Below are 4,682 nucleotides of genomic sequence, written 5' to 3' on the forward strand. Positions count from 1 at the left end.
GCCGCGGAGCCGCCAGCGTGCGCGCCGCTCGAGGCGGCTGCACTGTTCGCGTCATCGCCGCCGCTCGAGCGTTCCCCACCGGTAGGTCCCCTCGCGAGACTGACATAGGCGTCGTGGCCGAGTCGATCGTAGCGTGCGCGCTCCGTCCCGTCGGTGAGCACCGACTTCGCGGTCGTGACCCGCTGGAACCGCTTGGCCGCGTCGGGGTCGTCGGAGTGATCCGGATGCGTCTCGAGGACGCGCTCCCGATAGGATGACTCGATCTCGGCTCGAGTCGCACCTGGATCGATCTCGAGTATCTCGTAGTACGACTCGCCCATCGCGTGAGCGGTTCGGCGGCCGGGTAAAAAACCACTCGGGCCAGATGACTGTCACTCGCGGGCGATGATCGCTCCGTGACCGTGGTACTCGCTGGCACGAAGATCCGGCCCGTATCCGCCATATGAATCACATATCGCTATATGAAATCGGCCGAATCGCGACGAGAACCTATTTCACGTCCCGCACACCACACTCGAGCAAATGGTTTCGGAACGCTTCGATCCGGAGCAGTGGGAGCCGGTCGCCGACCTGAACGACGAGTTCGAGGATATCACGTACCACCGGGCGGTCGACTCCGGAACGGTTCGGATCGCGTTCGACCGACCGGACGTCCGCAACGCCTTTCGACCGGGGACCGTCGACGAACTGTACGACGCCTTAGATCACGCCAAGCGCCAGACGGACGTGGGCTGTATCCTCCTGACCGGTAACGGTCCGTCGTCGAAAGATGGCGGCTGGGCCTTCTGTTCCGGCGGCGATCAGACGATCCGCGGTGAGGACGGCTATCAGTACGAAGGAACCGAAGAACGGGCATCGGAGCAGGGGCGGCTGCACATCCTCGAGGTCCAGCGGCTCATCCGGCACATCCCGAAGGTGGTCGTCGCGGTGGTACCGGGCTGGGCCGTCGGCGGCGGCCACTCGCTGCACGTCGTCTGCGATCTCACGCTCGCGAGCGAGGAACACGCGAAGTTCCTCCAGACCGACCCCGACGTGGCGAGCTACGACGCCGGCTTCGGCTCGGCGTACCTCGCCAAGCAGATCGGACAGAAGAAGGCCCGAGAAGTATTCTTCCTCGGGAAGACCTACGACGCCACGGAGGCCGCGGAGATGGGCATGGTCAACGAGGCGGTTCCCCACGAGGAGTTAGAGGCGACCGCACTCGAGTGGGGCGAGCGCATCAATTCCAAGAGCCCGACGGCGATGCGGATGCTCAAGTACGCCTTTAACATGACCGACGACGGGATGGTCGGCCAGCAGGTCTTCGCGGGCGAGGCGACGCGGCTGGGCTACATGACCGACGAGGCGGCGGAGGGACGGGACGCCTTCGTCGAGGGTCGCGACCCCGATTTCGACGACTACCCGTGGCACTACTGAGCGGCCAGGAACCCGCCTACCCGCCTCTCGAGTGAATTCAATCAGCTATGAATCGACGAACGTACCTCCGGCGGACGGCCGTACTCCCGGCGGCGCTCACCGTTGCAGGCTGTGCTGCTCCGGGAAGCGGGACGGACGAGCGGACGGAGAGCGGTGGCGACCCCGAACCCGGAGCCGAGGACGACGGCGAAGACGCCGCGGGAACCTCGCCGATTCCGATGATCGAAAATCCACCGGACGCGGTCTATCTGCCCGGCCACCGGAAATCGATGCGAGTCCTCGAGCCGGTACAGGCCGGCGACTACGCGCTGGCACCGATGCTCACGTACCCCCACCCGTTCTGGCTCGTTACCGGGACTGATCGCCAACTCGTCGAACCCGACGGCAGCCGCGGGATCCATCTGATGATCGTCGTCTGGGACCCCGCGACGGAACGCGTGCTTCCCGTCGACGGCACGCCCCGAGTGACGATCGACCGTGAGGACGACTGGCGGCGATCGTCGTCGCTGTGGCCAATGGTTTCCCAGGAGATGGGGCTCCACGTCGGGGACAACGTTTCCCTCCCGAGCGATGGCACCTACGCCGTCAGGGTCGAACTGCCGCCCGTTTCGATGCGGCGAACCGGTGCGTTCGCGGGACGCTTCGGCGAGGCCGAGACGGCGACGTTCGAATTTACCTACGACGCAGCCTTCCGCGAGGAGGTCGTCGACGGCATCGAACTACTGGATCGAGAGCGCTGGGGGAACCGCGGTGCACTCGAGCCCATGACCAACGATAGCGACGGAGAGACGGAGGGCATGCACTCCGAGGTTCCGTACTCCGCGCTGCCGCCCGCCGACGACTACCCCGGAACTCAGTTGGTCGATCCGGACGCGGCCTCCGGGACGGACTCGGACGACGAAGTACCGATGAGCGGCGATGCGGCGTTCGTCGTCACGCTGCTCGAGCCCGGTTCGCGACTGGCCGACGGCGACGACCGGTACTTGCTCGTCTCGCCGCGGACGCCGTACAACCGCGTGCCGCTCACGAACATGTCGCTGCGTGCCGCCGTCGAACGCGACGGGGAGCCGTCCGTCGACGACCCGCTCGAGCTTACACGAACGCTCGATAGCGAGTTCGGGTTCCACTACGGAGGGTCCCTCGAAGACGCGCGACCGGGCGACTCGATACCGCTCACGGTCACATCACCGCCGCAAACGGCACGACACCAGGGATACGAGACCGCGTTCGTCGAAATGGAGCCGCTCGAGCTGGTGGTTCCCGAGCCGTAATTTCACCGTCGACAGAGCATCGGTCGTCTCGCAATGCCAACGTTGACACTCTCTCGAGTGGGACACTCGATTCATGAGTTCGGCCGAGGTCGAGATATCACGGACGAAGGCGTGGCTAATGGCGGCCCGCCCCCAGACCTTGCCCGCGGCTGCGGCCCCGATCATCGTGGGGACGGGGCTGGCAGCCGACGAGGGGGTGTTCGCGCTGGTGCCGGCGGTGATGGCGTTCGTCGGGTCGGCGTTGATACAGATCGGAACGAATTTCGCGAACGACTACTACGACGCGGTCAAGGGTGCCGATACGGCGGATCGCGAGGGCTTTACCCGAGTAACGCAGTCGGGACTCATCTCGCCCGGGCAGGTGAAGCTCGCGACCGTCGTGACGTTCGGGCTGGCGATCCTCACCGGGACCTACCTCGTCTACGTCGGCGGGCTCCCGATCCTCGTGATCGGGCTCGTGAGCGTCTTCTGCGGGTGGGCCTACACCGGCGGCCCCTACCCGCTGGGCTATCACGGACTGGGTGACCTCTTCGTGTTCGTCTTCTTCGGCCTCGTCGCCGTGACCGGGACCTACTACGTGCAGGCCGCGGCCGTCCTCGCGGAGCCGCTGGCGACGACGATCCCCGACGGAACCGTCCCGCGCGAAGCCATCGTAGCGAGCCTCCCCGTCGCCGGGATCTCGACGGCTATCCTCGTCGTGAACAACGTCCGCGATCTGGAGACCGACGCCGAGACCGGCAAACGGACGCTCGCTGTCCGACTCGGCTACCGGTGGAGCCGCCTCGAGTACGTCGCCATGCTCGCGCTCGCCTACGTCGTCCCGGTCTGGTTCTGGCTCGCAGCCGACTTCGGCCCCGGCGTGTTGCTCCCGCTCGTTACGCTGCCCTACGCCGCGATGGTCACCCGAACGGTCTGTACGCGAACCGACGGCGAGGCGCTCAATCCTGCGCTCGAGGGGACCGGCAAACTGCTCGCGATGTACGCGATCTGTTTCGCGGGGGGGCTGGTGGTCCTATGAGTCAGACCGACGACCTCTCGCTCGAGTACCGATCGTTCTCGCTGGCCCTCGCCGAGCCGCTGAAGACGGCCGACGGGACGATCGACTCGCGGGACGGATTTCTCGTCCGGTTGGTCGACGAGAGTAGCGATAGCGACACCGGGAACGGAACCGACGACGGTATTCCACCGGAAGCCGCCGTCGGCTACGGCGAAGCCACGCCGCTTCAGGGGTGGACCGAGTCCCTCGAGGACTGCGAGCGGGCGCTCGAGCGCGCTCGGGACGCACTTCAGACGGCCAGTCCGAGCGAGGCGCTCGAGGTGGTCGACCGACAAGTCGCGGCCAGACACGCGCTCTCGCTCGCGCTCGCGGACCTGCAGGCGACGCGCGAGTCGACGCCGCTGTACCGCTATCTCGGCCAGGGTCCGATGGTGGGTCGGGTTCCCGTCAACGCGACGATCGGCGACGGCTCCCCGGCGGAAACGGTACGCGAGGTCCGCGAGGCGGTCGATCGCGGCTTCGATTGCTGCAAGTTGAAGGTGGGGATCCGAAGCGTCGAGGACGATATCGAGCGCGTTCGTCGCGTTCGCGACGCCGTCGGCTCGAACGTCGAACTGCGAGCCGACGCCAACGAGGCCTGGACCTACGAGGAGGCCGAATCGGCGCTCGACGCCTTCGCGGATCTGGGGGTTTCGATCCTCGAGCAGCCGCTGCCCGCCGGCGCGCTCGAGGGACACGCCGATCTCCGGGCGATGAGTCGCGGCGTCTCGATCGCGCTCGACGAGGGACTGCTCGAGCACGGCGTCGATTCGATCTGCGAGGCCGACGCGGCGGACGTCGTCGTCCTGAAACCGATGGCGCTCGGCGGGATCGACGTCGCCCGCAAGGTCGCGGCCTGGTTGGCTGAACTCGATATCACGCCGCTGGTGACGACGACGATCGACGGAGTCGTCGCGCGGACGGGCGCGGTTCACCTCGCGGCGGCGATCCCGGACGTG

General features: G+C 66.7%; 5 protein-coding genes. 4 read left to right on the top strand and 1 reads right to left on the bottom strand.

Annotated features, from left to right (window positions below):
- The coding region (locus PGX04_RS33405; RefSeq protein ID WP_273742404.1) for a DnaJ domain-containing protein at positions 1-320 on the bottom strand (320 nt) is incomplete at its 3' end.
- A gap of 202 nt (positions 321-522) precedes the next feature.
- Here PGX04_RS33405 and PGX04_RS33410 point away from each other — a divergent pair.
- The 4 genes from PGX04_RS33410 to PGX04_RS33425 form a co-directional block, all read left to right on the top strand.
- Entirely contained in the window at positions 523-1,416 is an 894-nt protein-coding gene (locus tag PGX04_RS33410; RefSeq protein WP_273742405.1) for a 1,4-dihydroxy-2-naphthoyl-CoA synthase, read from the top strand.
- A gap of 47 nt (positions 1,417-1,463) precedes the next feature.
- Positions 1,464-2,687, top strand: a complete 1,224-nt coding sequence (locus tag PGX04_RS33415; protein WP_273742406.1) for a DUF7350 domain-containing protein — start codon at positions 1,464-1,466, stop codon at positions 2,685-2,687.
- A 73-nt stretch (positions 2,688-2,760) separates the two neighbouring features.
- Positions 2,761-3,705 (top strand): 1,4-dihydroxy-2-naphthoate polyprenyltransferase, encoded by a 945-nt coding sequence (locus tag PGX04_RS33420; RefSeq protein WP_273742407.1) that lies wholly within the window; start codon positions 2,761-2,763, stop codon positions 3,703-3,705.
- A partial coding sequence (locus tag PGX04_RS33425; RefSeq protein ID WP_273742408.1) for a mandelate racemase/muconate lactonizing enzyme family protein occupies positions 3,702-4,682 on the top strand: 981 nt, incomplete at its 3' end. The genes PGX04_RS33420 and PGX04_RS33425, both read left to right, overlap by 4 nt.

It is taken from the genome of Natrinema soli (assembly GCF_028618695.1).